General features: G+C 67.0%; 20 protein-coding genes. 6 read left to right on the plus strand and 14 right to left on the minus strand.

Going from position 1 to position 21,593, the window contains the following annotated elements; genetic code table 11:
• Positions 1-21 precede the first annotated feature (21 nt).
• The 10 genes from ACIPVK_RS15065 to ACIPVK_RS15110 all read right to left on the minus strand — a co-directional run bounded on the left by ACIPVK_RS15065 (position 22) and on the right by ACIPVK_RS15110 (position 11,453).
• Positions 22-864, minus strand: a complete 843-nt coding sequence (locus ACIPVK_RS15065) for a ketose-bisphosphate aldolase (RefSeq protein ID WP_407612792.1) — start codon at positions 862-864, stop codon at positions 22-24.
• A gap of 48 nt (positions 865-912) precedes the next feature.
• On the minus strand, positions 913-1,848 hold the full coding sequence (locus ACIPVK_RS15070; protein ID WP_407612793.1) for a 1-phosphofructokinase family hexose kinase: 936 nt from the start codon (positions 1,846-1,848) through the stop codon (positions 913-915).
• Entirely contained in the window at positions 1,845-2,774 is a 930-nt protein-coding gene (locus ACIPVK_RS15075) for an ROK family protein (protein ID WP_407612794.1), read from the minus strand. Before ACIPVK_RS15075 ends, ACIPVK_RS15070 begins: the two co-directional genes overlap by 4 nt.
• 26 nt (positions 2,775-2,800) lie before the next feature.
• The gene (locus ACIPVK_RS15080) at positions 2,801-3,679 is read right to left on the minus strand and encodes an SIS domain-containing protein (RefSeq protein WP_407612828.1); all 879 of its coding nucleotides are present in this window, start codon (positions 3,677-3,679) and stop codon (positions 2,801-2,803) included.
• Between the two features lie 307 nt (positions 3,680-3,986).
• Positions 3,987-4,487 carry a thiol peroxidase gene (tpx, locus tag ACIPVK_RS15085; protein ID WP_407612795.1) on the minus strand — a complete coding sequence of 167 codons (501 nt, stop codon included), beginning with the start codon at positions 4,485-4,487 and terminating at the stop codon, positions 3,987-3,989.
• A 45-nt stretch (positions 4,488-4,532) separates the two neighbouring features.
• On the minus strand, positions 4,533-5,732 hold the full coding sequence (gene hutI, locus ACIPVK_RS15090; protein WP_407612796.1) for an imidazolonepropionase: 1,200 nt from the start codon (positions 5,730-5,732) through the stop codon (positions 4,533-4,535).
• Positions 5,729-6,988, minus strand: coding sequence for a formimidoylglutamate deiminase (locus tag ACIPVK_RS15095; RefSeq protein WP_407612797.1), 1,260 nt, complete (start codon positions 6,986-6,988; stop codon positions 5,729-5,731). Before ACIPVK_RS15095 ends, hutI begins: the two co-directional genes overlap by 4 nt.
• Complete coding sequence (locus tag ACIPVK_RS15100; protein ID WP_407612798.1) at positions 6,985-8,256, minus strand: allantoate amidohydrolase; 1,272 nt, start codon at positions 8,254-8,256, stop codon at positions 6,985-6,987. Before ACIPVK_RS15100 ends, ACIPVK_RS15095 begins: the two co-directional genes overlap by 4 nt.
• A gap of 159 nt (positions 8,257-8,415) precedes the next feature.
• Complete coding sequence (gene hutU / locus ACIPVK_RS15105) at positions 8,416-10,092, minus strand: urocanate hydratase (protein ID WP_407612799.1); 1,677 nt, start codon at positions 10,090-10,092, stop codon at positions 8,416-8,418.
• Between the two features lie 173 nt (positions 10,093-10,265).
• The gene (locus ACIPVK_RS15110) at positions 10,266-11,453 is read right to left on the minus strand and encodes an acyl-CoA dehydrogenase family protein (RefSeq protein WP_407612800.1); all 1,188 of its coding nucleotides are present in this window, start codon (positions 11,451-11,453) and stop codon (positions 10,266-10,268) included.
• Positions 11,454-11,661: 208 nt separating this feature from the next.
• Between ACIPVK_RS15110 and ACIPVK_RS15115 the strand changes: the two genes are divergently transcribed.
• On the plus strand, positions 11,662-13,116 hold the full coding sequence (locus ACIPVK_RS15115; protein WP_407612801.1) for a purine-cytosine permease family protein: 1,455 nt from the start codon (positions 11,662-11,664) through the stop codon (positions 13,114-13,116).
• Positions 13,117-13,277: 161 nt separating this feature from the next.
• On the opposite strand, the gene ACIPVK_RS15120 is transcribed toward ACIPVK_RS15115, so the two are convergent.
• A complete protein-coding gene (locus ACIPVK_RS15120) occupies positions 13,278-14,117 on the minus strand; it encodes an IclR family transcriptional regulator (RefSeq protein WP_407612802.1) in 840 nt (279 codons plus the stop codon).
• Between the two features lie 141 nt (positions 14,118-14,258).
• Here ACIPVK_RS15120 and ACIPVK_RS15125 point away from each other — a divergent pair, with 141 nt between their 5' ends.
• Positions 14,259-15,458: a CaiB/BaiF CoA transferase family protein gene (locus tag ACIPVK_RS15125; RefSeq protein WP_407612803.1), complete on the plus strand. Its 1,200-nt coding sequence runs from the start codon at positions 14,259-14,261 to the stop codon at positions 15,456-15,458.
• Between the two features lie 144 nt (positions 15,459-15,602).
• Here ACIPVK_RS15125 and ACIPVK_RS15130 read toward each other — a convergent pair whose 3' ends face one another.
• Complete coding sequence (locus ACIPVK_RS15130; RefSeq protein ID WP_407612804.1) at positions 15,603-16,331, minus strand: IclR family transcriptional regulator; 729 nt, start codon at positions 16,329-16,331, stop codon at positions 15,603-15,605.
• Positions 16,332-16,539: 208 nt separating this feature from the next.
• Between ACIPVK_RS15130 and hutH the strand changes: the two genes are divergently transcribed.
• From hutH to ACIPVK_RS15150, 4 genes are all read left to right on the plus strand, one after another.
• Positions 16,540-18,123 carry a histidine ammonia-lyase gene (gene hutH, locus ACIPVK_RS15135; RefSeq protein ID WP_407612805.1) on the plus strand — a complete coding sequence of 528 codons (1,584 nt, stop codon included), beginning with the start codon at positions 16,540-16,542 and terminating at the stop codon, positions 18,121-18,123.
• 269 nt (positions 18,124-18,392) lie between these two features.
• Positions 18,393-19,016, plus strand: a complete 624-nt coding sequence (locus tag ACIPVK_RS15140; RefSeq protein ID WP_407612806.1) for a HutD family protein — start codon at positions 18,393-18,395, stop codon at positions 19,014-19,016.
• A gap of 225 nt (positions 19,017-19,241) precedes the next feature.
• Positions 19,242-19,898, plus strand: coding sequence for a LysE family translocator (locus ACIPVK_RS15145; protein WP_407612807.1), 657 nt, complete (start codon positions 19,242-19,244; stop codon positions 19,896-19,898).
• Positions 19,899-19,953: 55 nt separating this feature from the next.
• Positions 19,954-20,559 (plus strand): HutD family protein, encoded by a 606-nt coding sequence (locus tag ACIPVK_RS15150; protein ID WP_407612808.1) that lies wholly within the window; start codon positions 19,954-19,956, stop codon positions 20,557-20,559.
• Positions 20,560-20,591: 32 nt separating this feature from the next.
• Here ACIPVK_RS15150 and ACIPVK_RS15155 read toward each other — a convergent pair whose 3' ends face one another.
• Both ACIPVK_RS15155 and ACIPVK_RS15160 read right to left on the minus strand, forming a co-directional pair.
• Positions 20,592-20,858 carry a hypothetical protein gene (locus ACIPVK_RS15155; RefSeq protein WP_407612809.1) on the minus strand — a complete coding sequence of 89 codons (267 nt, stop codon included), beginning with the start codon at positions 20,856-20,858 and terminating at the stop codon, positions 20,592-20,594.
• A 58-nt stretch (positions 20,859-20,916) separates the two neighbouring features.
• Positions 20,917-21,540, minus strand: a complete 624-nt coding sequence (locus ACIPVK_RS15160) for a methyltransferase family protein (protein ID WP_407612810.1) — start codon at positions 21,538-21,540, stop codon at positions 20,917-20,919.
• Between the last annotated feature and the right edge of the window lie 53 nt (positions 21,541-21,593).

Below are 21,593 nucleotides of genomic sequence, written 5' to 3' on the forward strand. Positions count from 1 at the left end.
ACGAAGCGGCCAGCGGCGAATTCAGCGTGGCTGCCCGGCGAAAAGGCGCAGCAGCCGAGCGGCTTCGGTGGCCATCGCATCCCGGCCACGGGCCATGTACTTGCGCGAATCGACCACCGAGGGGTTCTCCTCGAGGTATTCGCGGACGGCCCGGGTGAAGAAGCCGTTCAGGTGCGTGGAGACGTTGATCTTGGTCATGCCGGCGTCGATGGCCGCCACGAGGTTTTCGTCGCTGACCCCCGAGGACCCGTGGAGCACCAGTGGCACATCCAGGGCGGCACGGATCCGTGCGATCAGGTCGAGGTCCAGTGCCGCGGAGCGATCGAGCATCGCATGGGAGGAACCCACCGCCACGGCCAGGGCGTCCACGCCGGTGGCACCCACGAAGGATGCCGCCTCCGCGGGATCCGTGCGCACGCCCGGCGCGTGCGCTCCGTCCTTGCCGCCGATCTTGCCGAGCTCGGCCTCGACGTAGACGCCGGCCGCATGCGCGTATTCGGCCACGCGCCTGGTGGCGGCAACGTTGTCGTCGTACTCCAGGTGCGCTCCGTCAAACATGATCGAGCCGAAGCCCAGGTCCACCGCCGCGCGGGCCAGGTCCTCGGATTCCGCATGGTCGAGGTGGACGGCAACGAGCACGCTCGCGGTGCGGGCGGCGGCGAGCGTCGCAAGGGCGACGGGCTCCAGGCCGCCGTGGTAGGTCACGCAATTTTCGGAGACCTGCAGGATCACCGGGGTTTGCGCCAGCTCGGCTCCCCGGATGAGTGCCTCGGCACTTTCCAGGTGGATGACGTTGAAGGCGCCTTGTCCGATCTTGGCGGTACGGGCGGCATTGATGATTTCTGCGGTATTGACCAAGGGCACCGTGGATGCGTCCTTTCAAAGGGAGGGCGAAGCATGGGGGGACGGGCTTTATGGAGATTCGGACGTGGCAAGAACGAGGGCCCGGGCCAATTCCGGGTGCGAGGGGTGCAGCTCCCCCGCGGTCGGCATGAGCACCGCGGAGGCCGACCAGGCCGCCGCCCGGGGAAGGACCACCGAATCGTGGTCCTCGCGCCGGTGCAGGCCCACGGCGATGGCGGCGACCGCCGAATCCCCGGCACCGGTGGGGTTGCCCGCCAGGGGTTCGGGCAGGCGGGCCGATGCCCAATGCCCGGGCCTTGCCACGGCAAAATGAAAGAGGCCCGCTTCGCCGGCACTCGCGTAGACGTGCTTGGCCCCGGCGTCCAACAGGATCGCGGCTCCGCCCGCCAACGAATCGGTGCCGGTGACTTCGGCCAGCTCGTGGTGGTTGGGCTTGAGCACCGTGGCACCGGCGCGGGCAGCGGCCAGCAACGCGGGACCGGAGGTGTCGATGATGCTGGGGATGCCACGGCGTGCCGCTTCCCGCACGCACCACGGAAAGAAGTCCGTATCTGCTCCCTCCGGCAACGACCCGCAGGCAGCCAGAACCGTTGCCCCCTGGTCCAGCAGCGCGATGACACGGGCGCGGATGGCGTCCCATTCGTTCGCGCCCAGCGCGCCTCCGCGTTCGTTGAGAACCGTGGTGCGTCCCGTGGCGTGCTCGACCAGGGCGAAGCTGCGTCGGGTCTCTGCGGCGACCGGGATCAGCGAATGCGCGACTCCCGCGGATTCGAGCTCCCTGGTGAACACCCGCCCGTTGGGTCCCCCCACCGGCGCGACCGCGAGGACTGGTACTCCCTGGGAATGAGCGACCCGGGCCACGTTCAGGCCCTTGCCGCCTGCCCTGCGCACCGGGGCATCGACCCTGTTGCTCCCGCCCACGTCCAGGACCTCGAGTCCGTAGGTCTCGTCGACGGCGGGGTTCGGCGTGATCGTCAGGATCATGGTTTCCTGCCCAAGGCCTCGGAGGCTTTCAGGAAGGCGCCGTGCAGGCCGGCATCCCCTCCAAGCCGGGCGGGGACGATCAGCGGTTCCCGATGGTAGGAAAGCCTGCGGCGCACCGAGTGGCGCAGCGGTTCCAGCAGCGCCTCCCCGGCTTGGGCGAGCCCGCCGCCGATGACGACCGTCTCCGGTGCGATGCAGGCGCTGAGCTGCGCGATGGAAAAGGCGATGGCCTCCACGGCCTCGTCCCAGATCCTTGCCGCGGTCGGGTCCCCCGACTGCATGGCTTTGAGCACTTCGCGGGCGCCGCGCACCTGGGTGCCGCTGGCCTGCGAGTAGCGCTTGGCGATGGCACCTGCAGAGCCAAGGGTTTCCAGGCATCCGTGGGCGCCACACGGGCAATCGAGCCCGCCCGGCACCGCCGCGTGGCCGAGTTCCCCCGCATATCCCCCGGCGGAAACCGGGCGTCCGTCGATGAAGAGCGCGGCGGCAATGCCGGTCCCGATGACCAGCATGACGGCATTGCGGACCTTGGCTCCCAGTTCGGCGCCGGCCCCGAATTCCAATTCGGCGGCTCCGGCCATGGCCACGTCGTGCCCAAAGCCGACGGGAAGCGAGAAGGCGCGGGCCGCCATGTCGCGCAGGGGGGCATCGCGCCACCCAAGGTTTGCGGAGAACACCCCGCGCCCCCGCTCCTCGTCGACGATCCCGCACACGAGCAACCCCACGGCCTCGGGGCGAACCAACGGTGTTTCCGCCCTTAGTTCGGCCCCCAGCACGTGGAGCTGTTCGATCAGTGTTTCCGCGGGATTCGCGGTGCCGCGCCGGGTGGGAACCCGGCGGATGCCCAGCAGGTTTCCCGCATCGTCGGCCAGCGCCGACTTGACGTCGGTGCCTCCGACGTCGAAGAGCAGGTATGGAGGGTTCATGGTGTCAGGGACTCCCGGTCGCTTCCCTAGGCCTCGTCGGAGAGGATGACCGAACGGGTCAGGTTGCGCGGCGCATCAGGGTTCATGCCGCGGGCGCGGGCGCGGTCCAGGGTGACACGGTGGATGCGGGCCAGCTCGGCCAGCGGGTGCACGTCGTTGTTGAGGTACAGGGCCCCGGTGCGCACCATGTCTCCGGCCAGGCCCTCGGGCTCCTCGCCGAGCATCCACGTCACGCGGTTCGGGGCGGCAATGGCGATCGGGCCGTGGCGGTAGTCCATGGCCGGGTAGGACTCCGTCCAGCCCTGCACGGCCTCGCGCATCTTCAGCGCCGCTTCGTGGGCCAGGCCAACGGTCCAGCCGCGGCCCAGAAACGTGAACTGCTCGGCTTCCAGTAGCTCGGCCGGGGTCTGGGCGGTGACCGCGGTGCGGGCATCGGCCACGGCGTCGGCCAGGTCCACTCCGACGCTGGTGAGCAGGTAGGCCAGCGCGGTGGTCGCGAAGCGCGTCTGCACCACCGATTCCTCGTCCGCGTAGGGCAGGGCGATCACGGCGTCGACCTTGGCAACGATCGGGGAGGTGGTGTCTCCGATGACGGCGACGGTCGGGATGGATCCGTCCAGTTCCGCCAGCAGTTCCAGGACCTCGGAGGTGGTGCCCGAGCGGGTGATGGCAACCAACGCGTCGTAGTCGCGGGTGGCGATGAAGGCTTCGGATGCGGCGAACGCATCGGTCACGCCCCTGCCGGCGGATTCGCGGGCGGCGGCGTAGGCCTGGGCCATGAACCAGGAGGTGCCGCACCCAACGACAGCGACGCGCAATCCGTCTGCCGGAAGCAGGTTCTCGGCCTTGGACTGGGCGATTGCCCGTTCCCACATCTCCGGCTGCGAGGTGAGTTCGGCGTCCATGTGGTGGCCAAGCTGGCTGGTATCGCTCACGACTGTCTCCTTCTAAGTCCCGGCGCCCACGATTGGGCCCGGAAATGGCATGCTCCTGCCTTCTATGATTGCTTATGATCGTTTGACTTGTCTAGCGATCATAAAAAGTCTCACGGACATGTCTTGCTTGACGCGCACACAAAGTCGTCACATGAATCGGTCCCGCTAGGTCAGCTGGCCATTTCCGTGCCCGATCCGGCCTGCCGAAGACGAAAAAGGGGCCGGGGCCGGACCCAGGGAAAATCCTGGATCCTGCCCCGGCCCCTCGGCCTACGCGTTAGTTGGAGAGTGCCGCGACGGCTGCGTCGTAGTTCGGCTCGGTGGTGATCTCGGGGACGACCTCGGTGTGCAGGACCGCGCCCTTCTCGTCCAGGACGACGATCGCGCGGGCCAGCAGGCCCTGCATCGGGCCGTCACCCAGGGTGAGGCCGAATTCGGCGCCGAAATCGGAGCGGAAGGTCGAGGTCGGAACAACGTTTTCGATGCCCTCGGCACCGCAGAAGCGGCCCAGCGCGAACGGCAGGTCGGCCGAGGCGCAAACGACGGCGGTGTTGTCGAGTCCTGCGGCCAGTTCGTTGAACTTGCGGACCGAGGAGGCGCAGACGCCGGTGTCGATGGACGGGAAGATGTTCAGCACGACGCGCTTGCCGCGCAGCTCGGAGCTGGTCACGTTGCCGAGGTCGGCACCGGTGAGCGTGAAGTCAGGAGCGGTTTCGCCAACGGCGGGCAGTTCGCCAACGGTCTGGACAGGGGTACCTTTGAGTGCAGTAATAGCCATGCTCCTTGTCTATCACGAAGGTGCCTCCCATCACGAAGCGGTTCGCTAGAGGCGTCCCGCCGCCAACGTTCCCGCACGGAACACCGGACCCGTAAGGTTCATGCCCGGCCGGTAGGCCAGGTGCGCCACCGAGGGTGCGTTGAGCAACTGGATATCCGCCCGCTTGCCCACCTCGAGGGAGCCGACCAGATCCTGTACGCCGAGGGCCAGCGCTCCCCCGTAGGTGGCCGCGACAATGGCTTCCTCGATGCTCAGGTGCATCTGCAATACGGCCGTGGCCACGCAAAACGCCATGGACGAGGTGTAGGAAGTCCCCGGGTTGCAGTTCGATGCCAGGGCGATCTGCACCCCGGCATCGATCAGTTCGCGGCCCGGTGCCAAGGGCTGGCGGGTCGAGAGGTCGCAGGCCGGCAGGCAGGTGGCCACGGTTCCGGCCGTCCCGCTCCGGGAGCCGGCATCCCAGTTTTTCCAGGATCCGGCCAGCGCCGTCACATCCGCTTCATCTAGGTAGTTCACGTGGTCCACGCTGGCGGCACCGAACTCCACCGCCAGCTGTGTTCCCGGGCCGGGGCCCAGCTGGTTGCCGTGGACGCGCAACCCCAAGCCGGCATTCCGGGACGCGGTGAGGACCTGGCGGGACTGGGCCTCGTTGAATGCCCCGCGCTCGCAAAAGACGTCGGCGAACTGCACGTAGGGCCGGACCCGCTCCAGCATCTCGCCGCAGACCAGGTCCGTGTAGTCCTGCGCATCCATGCCGGCGGGCACCAGGTGGGCGCCCAGGAATGTCACCTGGTCAACCACGGTGGAGGCGATGCGGGCATGCCGGGCCTCCTCTTCGACGCCGAGCCCGTAGCCGGTCTTGGTCTCCAGGTAGGTGGTGCCCCCGGCAAGCGCCTCCGCGGCGCGGCCCATGACCAGGCGGGTGAGGTCGTAGTCGCTGGCCGCCCGCGTCGCCGCGGTGGTGACGGCGATGCCGCCGGCCGCATAGTCCTTGCCGGCCATGCGGGCGACGAATTCGGCGCTGCGGTCCCCGGCGAAGACCAGGTGGCTGTGCGAATCCACCCAGCCCGGCAGCGCCGCCCGGTGACCGGCGTCGATGGTCTCATCGGCCTGCGGGGCATCGGCCGCCGCCCCGATCCAGGCGATCTTCTCGCCTTCGATGAGGATTGCCGCGTCCTTGATGACGGACCCGGCGGCGTCGGCGGTGAAGGCCTCGGACAGGTTGGTGATCAGCGTGGTGTTCATGAAAACTCCGGGTTCTGCGTGAAGAAGGCGGCGTAGAGCTCGGCCGGGTCGCCCAGCCGGGTGTGGATTCCGTTGCGGGCGACCAGCTGCCCGTTGATGTGGACCTCGGCCACGTCGGCGGCCGTGGCGGTGAGCGGGAGCTGGGCAGGCCGCGAGCCGGCGGTGCGCGCCGAGTCGGTGCGCACCACCAGGAAATCGTCGTTCTCCTCCAGTCCCAGGGACCTCAGCCCGCCCTCGCGGGCGGCGGCGGAGATCTGGGCGGGCGAGAACCGCCCGCGCTTGCCGCTGCGCAAGCGTTCGGCGTGTTCCAGGGCGCGCTGCTCGAGGTAGGGATCGAGCACCGCGTGCTGGTCGCTGCCCAGGGACAGGTGCGCGCCGGCGTCGGCAAGTTCGCGGGCCGGGCCGATCCCGTCGCCCAGGTCCGCCTCCGTGGTCGGGCACATGACGATCCCGGCGCGGGCCGCGCCCAGGGCCTGGATGTCCGAATCGTCCAGGTGGGTGGCGTGCACCGCGGAGAGCCGCGCGCCGAGCAGTCCCGTCTCCTGGAGCAGCCCCGTGGGACTGGTTCCATGGGCGGCCTGGCATGCGTGGTTTTCCGCCGGTTGTTCCGAGAGGTGCACGTGCAGCGGCAGCGCCGGGTCCAGGCCTGCGGCGATTTTCCCCAGGTCGGCGGGGGCCACCGCGCGCACCGAGTGCACCGCGGCACCCAGGGTGAGCAGCCCTGCCCCGGCGTCGAGTTCCCCCAAGGCGGTTGCCAGGCGCCCGTGGCGCTCCAGCCAGGCCTCCACGGTTCGATCACTGAAGCGCCGCTGGGTCTCATCGAGTTCCAGCACCGATCCGTCGGCGGCCAGCCCTCCCTGCAGGTAGCAGGTGTCCAGCAGCACCAGGCGGATGCCCGCCGCCAGGGCCGCGCGGCCCAGGGCGAGCTCCATGGCGTGTGGCTCCGCGTCCGAGCCCTGCGCCCCGTAGGGTGTCCCGTCGTTTTGGTGGTGCAGGTAGTGGAACTCCCCCACGGCGCTGTACCCGGCGACCGCCATCTCGGCGAAGACCGCGGTGGCAAGCTGTTGGTAGAGGCGCGGGGTCAGCGAATGGGCGTACGTGTACATGTGCTCGCGCCACGTCCAGAAGTCCCCTGCTCCGCCGCCCGGGCCCTCATGCGTGCGGCCGCGCAGGATCCGGTGGAAGGCGTGGGAGTGTGCGTTCACCGGGGCCGGCACCCGGACGGTGTTCGGCGGCGTGGTCGGTTCCGGGCTCACAGCAGGTCCTCCAGCACGTCGGCCAGGGCCGCGACCCCCGCCGTGGCGTCGTCGTGCTCCACGTATTCCTCCGGCGAGTGGCTGATGCCCGAGGGGTTGCGCACGTAGAGCATGCCAGAGGGAACCACCGCGGCCAGCACGCCGGCGTCGTGCCCCGCCCCGGTGGGCAGCAGCGGCGCGGCGGGGACAAGCCGGTGCACGGACTTTTCCAGCGCCCGGGTCAGCGCCGGATCGAAGTTCACGGTCCCGGAGAGGGATTCCTCGGTGAGCAGCACGGTGCAGCCCTCGAAGGCGGCGATCCGTTGGGCCTGGCCATGGATCTTTTCCACCAACATCGCGGTGACCGCGTCGTCCGGGTGGCGCACGTCCAGCCACAGGTCCACCCGGGAGGCAATCACGTTGGTCCCGCCGGGAACCGGTTCGAGCCGGCCCACCGTGGCGCGGGCGTCTGCCTGGGCACGGGCGACCTCGCGGACCTTGACCACCAGCTGCGCGGCGGCAACCATGGGGTCCGCCCGGTCGACCATCAGCGTGGTTCCGGCATGGTTGCCCTGCCCGGAAAAGCTCAGCCGCCAGCGCCCATGGCCCAGGATGGAGCTGCCGATGGCAACGGCGGGTCCGCGGCCCGCGGCATCGGTGTGCTCCTCGGTGTTCAGCCCGCGGCCCTGCTCCACGTGCAGTTCGATGAAGTCACCGATGTTGGCCAGGGCGGCGTCGTCCCTACCCATGCGGGCGGGGTCCAGTCCGTTGGCCGCGGCGACGTCGGCAAAGGTGTTGCCCGCGGCGTCGCGCAGGTTCAGCGCCTTGGCCGGGTCGATCGCGCCGGTGAGCAGCCGCGAGCCCAGGCAGGCGACCCCGAAGCGGGAGCCCTCCTCCTCCGGGAAGACGGTGAGCGCCAGCGCGCGGTTGCGCTGCAGCTCCCCGGCGGCCTCGCGCCCGGCGAGCACGTCGAAGGCCGCCAGCGCACTGGCCACCCCGAGGGGCCCGTCAAAGGCCCCGCCGCCGGGCACCGAATCCAGGTGGGACCCGGTGACCAGGGCGCCGCGGCGCGAGGCCGCGTCCTTGGCCGAGCCGGGAAGGTCCCACCAGGCCCAGATGATGCCGTTGGCGTCGGTGGAGACCTCCAGGGAACGGGACTGGGCCTCGGCGACAAACCATTCGCGCAGCGTGATCTCGGCGGAGGAGTACACCGGGCGCGAGTATCCGCCGCGCTTGGCGTCCCGCCCCTCGTCGCTGATCGCTGCCAACAGGGAATTTACTGTGCTCACTGGGTTTGTCGTCTCTTTCGTCTCGCACGTGTTCGTCTTCAACGGGTTCGGGTGTTCTTCGGCGGGCTGGCGGTTGCAACGACATGTGGGCGCGGCCATCGCTGCGCCCACATGACGTTGCTGCCGGGCTGTGATGCCCGGGGTGTTGTCGACCCGATGTTACTCGGACATAGGGATGCGAACGCCGCGTTCCTGCGCGACCTCGATGGCGCGATCGTACCCCGCATCCACGTGGCGGATCACGCCCATGCCCGGGTCGTTGGTCAGCAGCGCCTCCAGCTTCGCAGCCGCCAGCTCGGAGCCGTCGGCCACCGAGACCTGCCCGGCGTGGATGGAGCGGCCGATGCCGACCCCGCCGCCGTGGTGGATGGAGACCCAGGTGGCACCGGAGCTGGTGGCCGTCAGCGCGTTGAGCAGCGGCCAGTCGGCGATTGCGTCCGAGCCGTCCTTCATGGATTCGGTCTCGCGGTAGGGGGAAGCCACCGAGCCCGAGTCGAGGTGGTCGCGGCCGATCACGATGGGGGCGGAGACCTTGCCCTCGGCGACCAGCTTGTTGAACAGCACCCCGGCCTTGGCGCGGTCGCCGTAGCCCAGCCAGCAGATGCGCGCCGGCAGGCCCTCGAACTCCACGTGCTCGGCCGCTGCATCCAGCCAGCGGTGCAGGTGTTCGTTCTCGGGGAAGAGTTCCTTCAGCGCCTCGTCGGTCACGCGGATGTCCTCCGGGTCCCCGGAGAGGGCCACCCAGCGGAACGGGCCAAGGCCCTCGCAGAAGAGCGGGCGGATGTAGGCCGGGACGAAGCCCGGGAATTCGAACGCGCGGTCGTAGCCGCCCTGGCGGGCTTCGTCGCGGATGGAGTTGCCGTAGTCGAAGACCTCGGCTCCGATGTCCTGGAAACCGACCATCGCCTCGACGTGGGCTGCCATGGAGGCCTGTGCCTTCTTGGTGAAGCCCGCCGGGTCGGCTTGCGCCTCGGCGTCCCACTGCTCCAGGGTGTATTCCACCGGCAGGTAGCTCAGCGGATCGTGCGCGGAGGTCTGGTCGGTGACGATGTCGAAGGAAACTTCGCCGGCCTTCTGGCGGCGCAGCAGTTCCGGGAAGACCTCGGCGGCGTTTCCGACGTAGCCGACCGAGAGCGCGCGGCCCTCGTTCTTGGCCGCGGTGACCTTGGCCAGGGCGGTGTCCAGGTCCAGCTCCACTTCGTCGAGGTAGCGCTTGGATTCACGGCGGCGCAGGCGCTCCTCGGAGACGTCCACGATCAGCACCGCCCCGCCGTTGAGGGTGACGGCCAGCGGCTGCGCCCCGCCCATGCCGCCGCAGCCGCCGGTCAGGGTCAAGGTGTTGGCCAGCGTCCCGTTGAAGCGCTTCACGCCGATCGCGGCGAAGGTCTCATAGGTTCCCTGCAGGATGCCCTGGGTGCCGATGTAAATCCAGGACCCCGCTGTCATCTGTCCGTACATCATCAGGCCCTCGGCCTCCAGCTTGCGGAATTCGGGCCAGTTGGCCCAGTCCCCCACCAGGTTGGAGTTGGCGATCAGCACGCGCGGCGCCCACTTGTTGGTACGGAATACCCCGACCGGCTTGCCGGACTGGATCAGCAGCGTCTCGTCCTCTTCGAGGTCCGTCAGCGTCTTGATGATCGCGTCGTAGGCCTCCCAGGAGCGGGCCGCGCGTCCCGTGCCGCCGTAGACGACCAGGTCCTCGGGGCGCTCGGCGACCTCCGGGTCCAGGTTGTTCATCAGCATGCGCAGCGGGGCCTCGGTGGCCCAGGACTTCGCGGTCAACGTGGTGCCGCGCGGAGCGCGGATAACGCGGGACGGATCGTGCATGGTTGCCATGTTGTCTTCCTAAGCTGTTGATTCTTTGCCTAACGACCGAAGTGGGCCGGCAAAATGTCCTTATGTACCCATCCAAGCACCGGCATCCTGCGCGATTCTAGGGATCGGCCGCCCATGTTGTCTGTGTTCCGAGACAACGGACGGATTCGGCAGGAAACGGTGGTGGACGGCCCTCAGACGAACGCCGCGATGCCGGTGATGGAGCGACCGGCCACCAGGGTATTGATCTCGTAGGTGCCTTCGTAGGTGTAGATGGCCTCCGCATCGCAGAAGATCTTCGCCATCTCATAGTCGACGTGCACGCCGTTGCCGCCCAGGACGCTTCTCCCCAGCGCTACGGTCTCGCGCATGCACTTGGTCACGAAGGCCTTGGCCAGCGCGGAGTGTTCGTTGCGCGTGGTGCCCGCATCTTCCATTTGCGCCAGGCGAACCATCATGCCCATGGATGCCTGCGCATTGGAGAGCATGGTGACAAGCTGCTCCTGGATGAGCTGGAAGCTGGCAATCGGCTTGCCGAACTGCCGGCGTTCCACCGCGTATTTGCGTGCAACGTCGAAGGCGGCCATCTGGACACCGACCGCCTGCCACCCGACGGTGGCGCGGGTGGTCTTGAGCACCTTGTTGGTGTCCCGGAAACTGTTGGCATGGGCCAACTTGAAGAAATCGGGCACGACGACGTCCTTGAGAACGATGTCGGCGTTCTGGACCGAGCGCAAGGCAATGCGGTTCTCGATCAAGGTGGCGGTGAAACCGGCCGTTGCGGTGTCGACCAAGAATCCCTTGACCTGCCCGTCCTGGACATCCTTGGCCCAGACAATGACGTAGTCGGAGAAGGTCGAGTTTCCGATCCAGCGCTTTTCGCCGTTGAGGATCCAGTTGTCGCCGTCGCGCACCGCAGTGGTCTGCGTTCCTCCGGCCACGTCCGAACCGGCCAGCGGCTCGGTGATCGCAAAAACGCCGGTTTTCTTCAACGAGTAGATGTCCGGCAACCAGGCCTGCTGCTGCTCCTCGGAGGCGAGCAACTCGATCGAGCCGGTGAACAAGCCGTCGTGTCCGCTGAAGAAGGTGCCGAAGGAAGCGTCAACCCGGTGGATTGCGGCGGTGACCATGCCTGCCAGCAAGTGCGAGTATCCCTGGCGACGCACGGGGCTGATCATGTCCAGCTCGGCCACCTTGGGGATCAGATGGACAGGGAATTCGCTGCGGTTCCAGTAGTCGCGTGAAATGGGACGAACCTCGGCCTCCATCCAATCTCGGATGGTGTTGAGCCGCTCAAGCTCGTTTGGGGGCAACAGGCTTTCAAAGAAGAAGAAATCGCCGTCAGCATAGGGCAGCTCTGTGGCGTCGGTGTGGTTGCTCATGATTATTTTCCTCCAAATAGGTGGGCCGGGTTCCCCTCGAACCTAGCGGCTGGCTCCGATGCGGCATGAACCAGATCACACAAAATGCAGTTATGTCTGGTATCGCAGACAAGTTTCGCGAGACAAGTCACCTTCGGATGTGCATCAGGGCACATGATTGGTGGCGGATGGGGGCAAACAACCGTTCAGAGCTCGCTGGAGGAACAAGATGTCTAGGATCGAAACAGTCAGTAAGACGGGACCGGTGTTTGAACGCCGGACCATCGACTTTGTGCCGCGCGCCGAGCGGCACGGGAAGCCCTTTGGACAGTTCACGCTGTGGTTCGGGGCAAACATGCAAATCACTGCGATCGTGACCGGCGCCTTGGCCGTGATCTTCGGCGCCAACGCTTTCTGGGGCATCGTTGGCCTGCTCATCGGCAACATCCTCGGTGGTGCCGTGATGGCCCTTCATGCGGCCCAGGGCCCCAAGCTGGGGCTGCCCCAGATGATTTCCAGCCGGGCACAGTTCGGCGTACTCGGCGCTGTGCTCCCCCTCGTGCTCGTCATCGTCATGTACCTGGGCTTCGCGGCCACCGGCGCCGTGTTGGCCGGCCAAGCCGTGGAGCAAATCATCCCCACGGGCCAGCCGGCCGTAGGCGTGATCATTTTCGGCGCGTTGACCGTCCTTGTGGCCACCATGGGCTACAAGTACATTCACGCTCTGGGACGAATCTCCACCGTGGTGGGTATCCTCGGCTTCACTTATCTGGGAATCCAGCTCTTCCTCAAACACGACGTGGTCTCCATCCTGGGCACGGACGGCTTCGCATTCCCGACATTCCTGCTTTCCATCTCGCTGAGTGCCGGTTGGCAGCTGACGTATGGCCCATATGTCGCCGACTACTCCCGCTACCTTCCGGCCAACACCCCGGCCCGCCAGACCTTCCTCTGCTGCATGTCCGGCTCGGTGCTTGGCGCCCAGTGGTCGATGATCCTCGGCGCCCTGTTCGCGGCAGTTGCCATGCCCGAAGGCCAGGGATTCCTGGACGGCCAGGTTGCTTTCGTGGGCAACCTGGCCGGAGGCGGCGCGATCGCAGTGCTGATGTACATCGTGATCGTAGTGGGCAAGTTGACCGTGAACACGCTCAACGCCTACGGCGGATACATGACCATCCTGACCTCCGTCAGCGCCTTTACCCGCCAGTTGCGCTTTGCCCCATGGGTGCGCTTCGCCTACGTTATCGGCTTCATCGCCGTCTCCGTGCTGATCGCCATAGCCGCCACCGACGAGTTCATCTCCAATTTCAAGCATTTCGTGCTCCTGCTGTTGATGGTCTTCATCCCGTGGAGCTCCATCAACCTGGTTGACTACTACCTGATCTCAAGGGAAAAGGTCGACGTTCCGGCGCTCTATGACACCAAGGGCCGGTACCACGCATGGAACATCCCTGCGTTGCTAACCTACTTGCTGGGAATTGTGGTGCAGATTCCGTTTCTGGCGCAGGACATGTACACCGGCCCCCTGACCAAAATGCTGGGCGGTGCCGACATCTCCTGGCTCGTGGGCCTCGTCGTTACGGCGCTGGTCTACCACCCGGTGGCCCGCAGGTTCCAGAGCCCTCCGGCGACGATGATCTACCCGAAGGACTCGGACGTGGACGCCCCGGCACCGGCAGTCTGATCCCTCGGAGCCTCGCACCAGCCGAACAACGTAACGCGCCGCGAAGGCACCGGTTCGCAACGCGGCAGGGCCCCCGGGCGGGGAAGGAACCCCTTTAGGCTCCTTCCCCGCCCGGGGGTCTTTTCGTGTGCCAAGCCCTCCGCTTTGCCCCGACCTTGGCTTCAGCCGCTCGGGCGCAGGCGCCGCGAAATTTCCGTGGCGGTCCGGATCACCTCGGGAAGCCACCTGTCGACCAGCTCGTCGAGATGGACGGTTCGTTCCGGGACGATCCCTTGGGCCGCGTTCCGTGCGGCAGCCGCGGGGCTCAGGATCGGTCGGTTGGCTACCGTCAAGGTGACACTGGCTACCGCGTGGCCGCTATGGTCCCGAACGGGCACGGCCAAGCTGGAGAACCCCTCCGTAATTTCATCTTGCTCCCACGAGTAGCCCACGGCGCGGATTTCGGCCAGGAGTTCATTCAATGCCGGCACGGAGTGCACACCCGCTTCGTAGCGCGTGGGAAAAGCCTCCGGACCGGGATACAGGGCCGCCAGCTGTTCCCGGGAGACCAATGCCAGCATCGCGCGGCCACTGGCCGTCAGGTGGGCGGGCAGCCTGACGCCCGGATTGGTGACCAGATCCGCCTGCCTCCTGGCGCGTTCCTCGATCACGTAAATCACCTCGCGGCCGTGCATGATGGCCAAATGAGCGGTCTGCTTGGTCCGTTCAACCAGTTGGGCGATTGGAAAGCGGGCAATCCTCTGCAGCGGTGCCTGACGCGAATAACCCGTACCAAGTTCATGGGCGGTCACCCCCAGCGCATACTTGCGCTCCTCTGGCAGATGCACCACGAACCCGTCCTCGATCAAGGCCGTCAATAGGTGGTAGGTGGTGGAGCGCGGAAGGTCAGTGTCGCGGGCAATGGCACCGGCCCCGACAGGTCCGGCCTGCGAAGCGACATACCGCAGCACCGCCAAAACGTTCTTCGCCGCTGGAACCTGCGGCATTTTCTGCATAGCCATCCTCCCATCCTAGTGCGCACTTGTCTGTGATTACAGACAAGATTGTGCGCCACAAACCGATCGCGCAGCGGATTCAATGTTGCGATGGTACTAACGCCTCCCGGTGAGCCGGGTCACGACAACGAGAAGGAATACGTTTCCATGCCGACTGCAAACTTCCCAGAAGCCGCCGCCTTGAACCGCCCCGGTTCCCTCGAGGGGCTGAGGGTCCTGGACCTCTCCCGCGTGTTGGCCGGGCCGTTCTGCGCCATGATCCTGGCAGACCTGGGGGCAGAGGTCATCAAGGTGGAAAGCCCTGACGGCGACGATTCGCGCCACTTTGGCCCCTGGTACAACGGGGAATCCGCCTATTACCGCCTGTTCAACCGCAGCAAATACGGCGTCACCATGGACCTGAAATCCAGCTCCGAACGTGAACGACTGCTGGAGCTGGTCCGTCGCTCCGACATCCTGATCGAGAATTTTCGACCGGGTGTCATGGCCAGGCTCGGGGTCTCGGCCCCGGACTTGCTGGCCGAGAACCCCCGACTCATCATCGTCAGCATCTCCGGTTTCGGCCAGGACGGGCCCCTGCAAAAAGCCCCTGCCTACGACCTGATCGCACAAGCCATGAGCGGCTTGATGTCCGTTACCGGATGGCCCGGCGGGCAACCCACCCGGACCGGCGTCAGTCTCGGGGACCTGGTCCCCGGCCTGTATGGCGCCATTGCGGCGCTTGCCGCCGTCAACGAACGCAACAACACCGGAAAGGGGCAGCACATCGACGTGGCCATGCTGGACACCCTGGTTTCGGTACTGGAATCAGTGGGAATGCGCGCCCTGCACGGGGAAGAGCCCGTCGCCTGCGGGAATGACCACGCCATGTCCACCCCGTTCAGCACCTACCAAACCGGCCGCGGGTCCATTGCCATTGCCATCGCCGGGGACCGCTTGTTTCCCCGGCTCACAGAGGCCCTGAGGCGCCCGGAGTGGCTGGCGGACGAACGGTTCAAACAGCAAACCCTTCGCAACACCCACCCGGTGGAATTCCGCGCCGCACTGGAGGAAGCACTCGGAGCATACACCGACGAGGAAGCCATTGAGCTGCTGTCCGCCCACCAGGTGCCGGTGTCCAAGGTCTACTCCGTCAACGAGGCGCTCAACAGTGAACACGCCGTGCACCGCGGCAACGTGGCCACCGAATCGGACGGATTCAAGACCCTTGCCTCGCCGCTGCGCCTATCAGGTTCGGTTGCCCCGTCCCCCGCCCCGACCCTGGGACAGCACAATGACCTGATCGATGATTGGATGTCGGGCCCGGAGCGCACCGGCCTCCCCCAAAAGGCAGCACGATTGGTCTGACGCGACCCGGGGGGCACGCCGCCACGTCCCCCGCGAAGGTCAGCGGCCACGGGATCCCGCCCTCCCCTGCTCGCAAGGGCGCCGTGGGATGCCCTGCCTTGGTTTTCTACGGGTGATGCTGGGCGGCGTGCCTCCGGATCGCGGCTACTGCCGGACGGCAGCCAGCTGCTGTGGCCCTCCCGCGGAGGAAGGGTTGGCGGGGGCCGGCCCGAAGAACGAGTGTGCCTCGGCCGCAACCAACTTTCCGATGCGTTCCACTTCCCCACGCGTCATGCGGTAGCTCGGCGCCACCACGGAAATGGCGGCCACCGGCCCGTAGCCGCTGGCTCCGGGAGCGCCCAGTTGCTGGAGCGGCGCCGCAATGGCGGTTACGTCTTCTTCGACACCGCGGTCGGAGACGGCGTAACCGCATTCGGGAGTCTCATCCGCGAAGACCACACCCAGGCTGGATCCGGACAGCGGCACGCTGCGGCCCACCCAGGAAGCGTGGCGCACCGAGTGGGTGCCCTCCGCAATGGCCAGGTAGACGGCGTGGTCGTTCCCGGTGCCGTGGTGTCCGCGCACCGAAAGGTATGCCGACTCCCCCGTGGCATCCACGAGACGTTGCAATGCCGGAGCCGCCAGATGGACAAGGGACTCGTGGCTCAGCGCCTGCGCACCCAACTGGACCAACCGCAAACCCGGGCGGTATTCACCATTCTGGTCCTTGCGCACAAACCCGCTGCTTTCCAAGGTGCGAAGCAACCGAAGCGCGGTGGAGGCCGAGAGCTCCGTCTCGCGGGCAACACCCGCCAAGGACACAGCGCCGGCGTCACATACCGCCCCCAAGAGTTGCAGGGCACGGTCTACGGTTCGGGTCGCTGGTTCAGCCACGGTTGGTTCCTCCGTCAAATATGTTTGCGGGACGTCGTTTTCGCCGAAGCCTTCGGCTCCGTTGGATCAATTCACATGCGCGGGGGGCTTGCCCCAACACCATTCATGCGTTTCACTTATTGAAACGCTAGTTTCACTCCTTGGCAAGAGCGGGGCGACATACGACTCGGCAACTCCACGGAAAATGACCTGTCAGAAGGAAAAGCAAATGAACGCAAGCATCACTCTCTCAACCGGTGCGGTCACGGTCTCGACCGGAGCCTTGCTTCCGCGCGAAGTCGTCAAGGTGGCCCGCCACCTCGAGCCGGTCGAGCTCTCTGCCGAGTCGATCGCCGCCATGGAGGAATCCCGCGCCGTCATCGACGCACTGGTCACCGACACCGTCCCGCACTACGGAGTTTCCACCGGGTTTGGTGCCCTGGCCACCAAGCAGATCCCGATCGAGTTGCGCGCCCAGCTGCAGCGCTCGCTGATCCGTTCGCACGCCGCTTCCTCCGGGGCGGAGGTGCCCCGCGAAGTCATCCGGGGCCTGATGCTCAACCGCCTCTCCACCATGGCCACGGGCCGCACCGGCGTGCGCCCGGTCGTCGCCCGCACCTATGCCGCGCTCTTGAACGCACAGATCACCCCGGTCGTCGGCGAATACGGATCCCTGGGCTGCTCCGGCGACCTGGCCCCGCTCTCGCACTGCGCCCTCGCCGTCATGGGCGAGGGCAAGGTCCGCAACGCCGACGGCGAACTCGTCGATGCCTCCTCCGCGCTTGCGGCGGCGGGCATCGAGCCCGTTGTGTTGGCCGAAAAGGAAGGCTTGGCACTGATCAACGGCACCGACGGCATGCTCGGCATGCTGCTGATGGCGGCCAGCGACCTGCGCGAGCTGGTCAGCATCGCCGACCTGTCCGCCGCCATGAGCGTCGAGGGCCTGCTGGGCACCGACGATGTCTTCGCCCCCGACCTGCACACGCTGCGCCCGCACCCGGGCCAGATCGACTCCGCGGCAAACATGCGCACCGTGCTCGCCGGCTCCGCGCTGCTGGCCGAACAGAAGGCCGGTGCCCACAAGTTCACCCGCGTCCAGGACGCCTACTCGCTGCGCTGCGCACCCCAGGTACACGGTGCAGTGCGGGCCACGTTGGCCCACGCCGAATCGGTGGCGGCCATCGAACTCGCCTCGGCCATCGACAACCCGGTCGTCACCCCCGACGGACGCGTCGAGTCCAACGGCAACTTCCACGGCGCCCCGATGGGCTACGTGCTGGACTTCCTGGCCATCGCCGTGGCGGACCTCGCCTCCATCTCGGAGCGCCGCACCGACCGCTTCCTCGATACGGCCCGCAGCCACGGCCTCAATGCCTTCCTCGCCGATGACCCGGGGGTCGACTCCGGGCACATGATCGCCCAGTACACCGCCGCCGGCATCGTCTCCGAGCTCAAGCGCCTGGCCGTCCCGGCCTCGGTGGACTCGATCCCGTCCTCCGCCATGCAGGAAGACCACGTCTCCATGGGCTGGCACGCGGGGCTCAAGCTGCGCAAGGGCATCGACGGCCTGGCCCGGGTACTGGCCATCGAGCTGCTCACCAGCGCCCGCGCCCTGGACATGCGCGACGGCGGCCTGGAGTCCTCCAAGTCCTCCCCGGTCATCACCGCCGTGCGCGAGGCCATCCGCACCAAGGTCGAGGGTCCGGGCACCGACCGCTTCATCTCCCCCGAGATCGAGGCCGTCTTCCAGCTGGTGGTTGACGGTTCCCTGCTGGCCGCGGCCAACTCGGTGACCGAGGTTCCGCTGGCCTGATCACGTGCGGCCCGGGGGCGCAGCAGGCTGCGCCCCCGGGCCGCACCCCATCGCCGGGGTTGCGCCGGTCAGGAGCAGTGTCGCTTTTTCCGCAACGTCGCCCCGTCGCTGCCGGCCATGGCCATCGGCCAACCTCCAGGGGGCCGCGGCCCCGCGCCAAGATCGAAAGATCCCGTGAAAGAGAACATGACCTCGCACGCATGGGCAACCGTGCCCTGCAGCACCGGCCGGCCTTGGACTTGCACCCGATGCCACGAAGGAACCACCCGATGAGCACCGAACAGAACCAGGACCTCTCCCCCGGCACCGTCATCGCCTACGCCGGGATCAAACCCGCACCCTGGCGCAACGGCGGCGGGGTGACGCGGCAGATCGCTTCGGGGAAGTTGGGCGTCAGCGGATTCCCGGATTCGGTTTCCGGCGATGAGTGGGACTGGCGACTAAGCATTGCCGACGTGGAAAGTGAAGGTCCGTTCTCGGCGTTCGTCGGGATGACACGGATTCTTACAGTCATCGAGGGCGAAGGCCTGGCGATCACCATCGACGGGGCCGGGCAGGTGCTGGAGAGGTACAGGCCGCTGCGTTTCGACGGCGGGTCGGCCACCAGCGCGACACTGCCCTTCGGGCCGATCAGGGACTTCAACCTGATGACCCGCACCGGGACGGTGACCGGGCATGTTTCGATCGAGGAATTGTCACCGGAGCACCCGCTGCAGCTCGCCGGTGGCAGGCTCGGCGTCCTTCTGCAGGGCCAGGCCACGGTGCTGGCTGGCGGGAACCAAGCCCAGGTCCTGGAACGCTACGACACGATCATGGGCGGCAACGAATCGACACCCTCCATCAGTGGCCGCGGCTTCGTGGCCGTGGTTTCGCTGGAACCGGCCGAGGCATAGGGGCACAGGGCCCTCGGCGGGCGGGGCGTCATCAAGAAGTCGCTGGCCGAGCCCGAGCGGCGGGCGACACCTTCGGTCCCTTCCGGCCGGCAAAAGGACGGCATGACGGTCCACGTGCATGTTCGACCCGTCCGTCAAGAGACCGATGCACAGCCGAAGTGCACGTAGCAACGCGCAGAGCACTTCGGTCCGGTGCTTCTTGCATGTTTTGGGATAATGGTTCCCATGCCTTCTTCGTCTCTCCTTGGCTTTGCCGGGGTCGCCCTTGTCGTGGTGCTTGCCCCGGGGCCCGACACCTTCCTGACACTTCGCTATGCCCTGAACCGCCCGCGCAATGGAGTCGTCGCCGCGCTGGGCATGATGGTCTCCATCATGGGCTGGGCAGCGCTTGCGGGGCTCGGCGTGGCCGCGCTGTTGCAGACGTACCCGGCAGTCCACCAGGCAATCGCCATCATCGGCGGCCTCTACTTGCTCTATCTGGGGCTCGGCTCCCTGATCAAGGCCCGCTTCCTGGCCGGCGCGTCGGCGGCCACTGCCCGCACCGCCACCCGGTCGGTGGCCGCCACCGGCACCGAATTCACCATGCTGCAGTCCCTGCGGGCCGGGATGCTCTCCTCGGCTTTGAACCCGAAGCTGGGCCTGCTTTTCCTGGCGCTCATGCCGCCGTTCATCCCCGTCGGGTCCAACATGCTTGGTTCCGCGTTGTTGCTCGGCGCGGTGTTTGCGCTCATGGGCGGTGCCTACATGATGTTGCTGACCGCGATCGCTGCCCGGGCCATGGCCTGGTTCAAGAGCCCGGCGGTCGGCGTCTGGCTCGAGCGCGTCTCTTCGGGGGCCCTGGCCATCATGGGCATCGTGGTTCTCCTCGGGGCGTTCTTCTAGCCCAGCGCAGCGGGCCGGAGGGGGCAAGTCCCGGCCTCCCACTAGACTTCATTTCATGACGACGACGAACCGGTCCCTGGCATCCGGAACCATCTTGCACCTGGCCGACTCCACCAAGCGGAAATGGGCCCAGGGGGAAGTCCGGGAAATCGCCGCCGGAAAACTCGGAACCGAGGCGGCCCTGCTGCCGGCCGAAGGCAATGAGTGGGATTGGCGCCTGAGCGTGGCCTCCATCGAGGCATCCGGGGAATTCACCCCCTACGACGGCTTCGACCGCACGCTGACCGTGATCGCCGGCGAGCTGCTGGAACTGACCATCGACGGCTCGGCCCATGCGGTGGAGGCCCTTCGACCGTTGAGGTTCTCCGGCGGCAGCGCCGTCTCCGCGGCCCTGCCCACGGGAGACGTGCTGGCGTTGAACCTGATCACGCGCGCCGGTGCGGTGCGCGGCAACGTGCGCATCGTGGAGCTGTCCAAGAAGCGCGAACAGCATCTCTTCGGTGCCCAGTTCGGCGTGATGCTGCAGGGCAAGGCCGTCGTGCTGCGCGGGGAATCGGAAGAAGCGCTCGAACTGCGCGACACCGTGATCGGCGGGGAAGAGGACTCCCCGCGCATCAGCGGCCGCGGCTTCATGGCCGTGGTGTCCCTCGACCTGCCGTGATGACCCGGGCCGAGGGCTGCTGAAGGCCTCGGCTAGTTGTTCAGGCCCGGCTTGACCGGCACGAAACCGACGGCATTCTTGCGGTGGATGGCCTTGGCCGGCGAGCGATTGAAGCCCTTGGCATCCATCTTGTTCTGCAACCGGAACTCGGCCAGGGCTGCGTCGTAGATTTCGTTCATCCGGCTGCCGGTGACCTCTTCCCGGGTCCCGTCGGCGAAGGTGATGGAGATGGTGAGCTTTGCGGGGAAGTGTCGGCTCATCCGGACGTTGCCGTCGGTGTCCTGCTTAAGATTGATCATGTGTTGCCTTCTTTCGTGAACTGGTACCCCCAGTCTTCACTAGGCCCGTCGGAATTGGTCACTCGCCACCACAGGCCATACCGACTTTCTGGACACACTCCCGATGGCTGCCGTGCGCTCGGGAACCGGGCTGAAGGGGAATCGTGCATCTTGCGCCCAACCCTTCTGCCGCGCTGTTCCGTTTCGGGAACCCGAGGTAGCGCGGAACCCTTTCCGCGTAATCAAGGTAGGACCGTCCGAAGAGCTCTGCCAGCATGGCCTCTTCGCCGACGACACCGCGGTGTTCCGCAAGCAGTTCGGCCGGCAGCGTCGCGAGGACCCAGGACGAACCAGCCAAGGTGCCCGCGCCCAGTTGGATGAGCCACCAGCCGACATACATGGGATGGCGGGTGATCGCATACGGACCGGTGATGACCAGCTCCTCCGGCCGCTCCAGCACGAATGGGCCCGCCGAGCGGCGTCGCCGTTCAGCCAGAGCCCAAAGATTCAGGCCGACTCCGGCGAGCACCAGTCCCGCTCCCGCCATCCGGTGGAGGGATCGGGAGCCGGGAAGCGGCACCGGACGGAGCCGGCCAAGAAGGAGATCCAGGGCCAGCGCGGCCACGATAGGCAGCGGCAGCGGGAGGTTGCCGTAAAGCTCCTTCCACCGCCCGGCCAGGGAGCTTGCGGAGGAGGCCGTCACTGTATTTCCGATGGCCTGCGGGCAGCGCGGGTCGCACTCACCTGCCGGGATGA

The sequence above is a fragment of the Paeniglutamicibacter sp. MACA_103 genome (assembly GCF_045798555.1).
Taxonomy (GTDB): Bacteria; Actinomycetota; Actinomycetes; order Actinomycetales; family Micrococcaceae; genus Paeniglutamicibacter.